General features: G+C 64.4%; 4 protein-coding genes. 1 reads left to right on the top strand and 3 read right to left on the bottom strand.

Going from position 1 to position 3,325, the window contains the following annotated elements:
* On the top strand, positions 1-500 hold a 500-nt coding region (locus EOA29_RS29890; RefSeq protein WP_189479027.1), incomplete at its 5' end, for a homocysteine S-methyltransferase family protein.
* 13 nt (positions 501-513) lie between these two features.
* Here the strand turns inward: EOA29_RS29890 and EOA29_RS29895 are convergent.
* The 3 genes from EOA29_RS29895 to EOA29_RS29905 form a co-directional block, all read right to left on the bottom strand.
* Entirely contained in the window at positions 514-792 is a 279-nt protein-coding gene (locus EOA29_RS29895; RefSeq protein WP_126093303.1) for a hypothetical protein, read from the bottom strand.
* Positions 793-934: 142 nt separating this feature from the next.
* Positions 935-3,067 (bottom strand): VWA domain-containing protein, encoded by a 2,133-nt coding sequence (locus EOA29_RS29900; protein WP_126093302.1) that lies wholly within the window; start codon positions 3,065-3,067, stop codon positions 935-937.
* Between the two features lie 2 nt (positions 3,068-3,069).
* The coding region (locus EOA29_RS29905) for an RNA polymerase sigma factor (protein ID WP_145969866.1) at positions 3,070-3,325 on the bottom strand (256 nt) is incomplete at its 5' end.

A 3,325-nucleotide genomic window follows, 5' to 3' on the forward strand; every position in this document is an offset into this window, starting at 1 on the left:
ATACCTACACCGGTTCCTTCGACACCGCCGGCCGCACCATGATGGGGCTGTTGCCGAAGGACATCCATGGCGTCGCCGACGGTCTGTCGCAGGCCCCGCTCGGCGTCGGCGCCAATTGCGGCGTCGGCGCGGCCGACATCCTGGCCTCGCTGCTCGACATGACCGAGGCGAAACCGGAGGCCACCGTGATCGTCAAGGGCAATTGCGGCATTCCGGAATTCCGCGGCAGCGAGATCCACTATTCCGGCACGCCCGAGTTGATGGCCGACTATGTCAGGCTGGCCGTCGATGCCGGCGCAAAAATCGTCGGCGGCTGCTGCGGCACCTCGTTCGCTCATCTTGCCGCCATGCGCAAGGCGCTCGACGCTCACACCAAGTCATCGCGCCCGACCGTCGAGACGATCGTCGAGCGCATCGGCCCGATGCGCAACAAGCTTGCTTCGGCCGGTTCGGCCGAGGCCGGCGAAGGCCGCCGCGAGCGGCGGCGCAGCCGCGCCTGAAAACCGCCCTGCTTCAGTCGCTGTTTTCGGCGTAGCGCGACAGCGCCGTATTGAGGTCGGTAGCGGCGCCGCCTCCGCTGTCGACACCCATCGTCATCAAGGCGCTGGACGCGCGCGGGTCGCTGATCTGCTCCAGCATCACGCGGAAGCGGTCGTTGTTCAGCGCGGAGAGCGCCGTGTTGCGGGCTGCGTCGACATCGCTTCTGATGCGCGAGGATTCCGCCGACGGGCCGGATGGTTCTCGAGCCTGGAGGTTGCCCGCCGCCGATGTGACGTTCCCGGTAATATGCAATTCCAGCCCCTCGAAGTCCTCTATCAGCTTTGACTAACAGAATCTCATTGCGACGAGGTTCCGGAAAAGCCGCGCAATTTAACGATCGGCGCGAAGGCCGGCGGGGTGTTTCTCTGCCGGCGTTCCCGATCTTCACGACACCCTATTTGTTACCCCCCAGTGACGACGCCAGGCGCACCAGCGACAGGAATTCGGCTCTGTAGCCGAACGGATCGGCGCCGCGGGCGGCGTTGGCGATCTCCAGGATCCGGTCGTAGCCGAAATTCGCCGTCTGATCCTCGTCGCGCAGCTTCTGTCCGAAGGCGGCCACCGCGACAGAGAAGCGCTGGTCGCTTCCTGCCTCGTCGAAGGACGGCACCTCATTGGCCGCGGTCACCGGCGTGGTGATCAGCTTGGAGACGTCTTCGTTCGGCAGCTTGTAGCGGATCTTGACGAAGGCATATTCGTCCGCATTGGCAATGCCGCCATTGTCGACTTTCGCCTGGCCGTAGCGGAGCGGATCGACCTGTTCCGCGCCGCTGCCCTTGGGCGTGATCTCGTAGATCGCCGTCACCGAATGGCCGGAGCCGATCTCGCCGGCATCGACGCGGTCGTTGTTGAAGTCCTCGCGCTTCAAGGCGCGCGTCTCATAGCCGACCAGGCGGTATTCCGAGACCTTGGCCGGGTTGAACTCGACCTGGATCTTGACGTCCTTGGCGATGGTGAACAGCGTCGAGGATGCGTCCTCGACCAGCACCTTCTCGGCTTCGGCCAGCGTGTCGATATAGGCGGCCGTGCCGTTGCCGTTCTGGGCGATGGTCTGCATCATCTGGTCGTTCAGATTGCCGCGTCCAAAACCGAACACTGACAGGAAGACGCCGGTCTTGCGCTCCTTCTCGATCAGCTGCTTGAGGTCGTCGTCATCGGTCTGGCCGACATTGAAGTCGCCGTCGGTGGCGAGCATCACCCGGTTGATGCCGTCCTTGACGAAGGACTGCTCGGCAAGCTTGTAGGCCTCCCGGATGCCCGCCTCGCCGGCCGTCGAGCCGCCGGGCTCGAGATTGTCGATGGCCGAAAGGATCTTCTGCTTTTCCGCCGCCTTGGTCGGCATCAGCACCGTGCCGGCATTGCCGGCATAGGTGACGATCGAGACGGTGTCGTCGGCCTTGAGCTTGCTGACCAGCAGCCGGAAGGCTGATTTGAGCAGCGGCAGCTTGTCCGGCTCGTCCATCGAGCCCGACACGTCGATCAGGAACACCAGATTGGCCTTGGGCTGCTCGGCCGGCTTCAGGTCGAAGCCCTTGATGGCGACATGCATGAGCTTGGTGTGCTCGTTCCACGGCGTCGGCATGACGGTGACGGTCGAGTTGAACGGCGTCGCGGCCGAGTCCGGCCCCTTCCAGTCATAGGGGAAGTAGTTGATCATTTCCTCGACCCGGACCGTATCGGGGTCAGGCAGAGTGCCTTCTTTCAGCGAGCGCCGCACGAAGGAATAGGAGGCGGTGTCGACGTCGATCGAGAAGGTCGAGACCGGATCCTGCGCCGTTTCGTGCACCGGATTGGTCTTGAAGGTCTCGATACGGTCGCGGTTTTCCTCCTGCGGCTGCATCTGGTCGGCCGGCATCGGCGCGGGCTGCGCCATCAGCTTGGAATCGGCGACCGCGCCGGCAGGCGCCTGTGCGGACCGCATCGCGGCCACGGGCGGTTGAGCGTTCGCGCGTCCGCCGGACGCAAGTTGGCCGCTTTCTGCCGGCGCCGGAGCGGGCAACGCGTCGGGCGCCATCTCCTGCTTGACCAGGCTGTCGACTTCCGTGGCCGGCTTCGGTGCCGCCGGCGCGATCTGCGCCTCATCCTTGAGGCGATCCTCGCTATCGGCGTCGGTCTTCTTCTCCTTGGCGGGCACGGCCGCCAGCGGTTCGTTGGTCGCCAGCCCATTGCTCGCAGGCTTCTGCGCCACCGGCTTGTCGGCCACCGTCTCGGTCACCTTACCTTCGTTGCCGCCGATGACTGGTGGCTGCTCCCTCAACATCTCAAAAGCGGCATAGCCGGCGATAGGCAGCGCAACCAGCGCGGTGATGGCCGGCGTGGCAATGAGTTTCCGTTGCATGATCTCTCTCCAGAGCATTTGTGCTCGCTCCGTGAGACGAAGACCTGCAGATGTTCCTTGGGTGGCCGTCGAAATATTTTCCATGTCGAAGGCGCGCATCGCGGCAGCCAAAGCGCGAGTTTTCGCTTCGCCGTCGGGCGCTGGCACTGCGAGGTCGCGCAGCCTTTCGAGTTCGTTGTCGTCGACCATGGTCACACTTCCCCGACTGAACGCATGAGCACCTTCAGCCGTTTCTTCGCTTCATGGATGTGCCAGGAAACCGTCGTCTCCGAGATCGCCATCACCTCGGCCGCAGCCGCGTGATTGAGGCCTTCGCCGTAGACCAGCAGCACCGCGTCGCGCTGCTTGTCCGGCAGCATCCGCACCGCCGCCCACAGCGCCTCGGCCGGGTCCTGGCCTTCCGCCGAGCCCTCTCCCGAAATCAGTGCATAAGTGCCGTAAGCCTCG

Origin of the sequence: Mesorhizobium sp. M1E.F.Ca.ET.063.01.1.1, assembly GCF_003998155.1 — a bacterium.
GTDB lineage: Bacteria > Pseudomonadota > Alphaproteobacteria > Rhizobiales > Rhizobiaceae > Mesorhizobium.

What these genes read in the sequence shown, in the direction of transcription:
- EOA29_RS29900 (WP_126093302.1), bottom strand. Translation starts at nt 3,067, where the DNA reads ATGGTCGACGACAACGAACTCGAAAGGCTGCGCGACCTCGCAGTGCCA.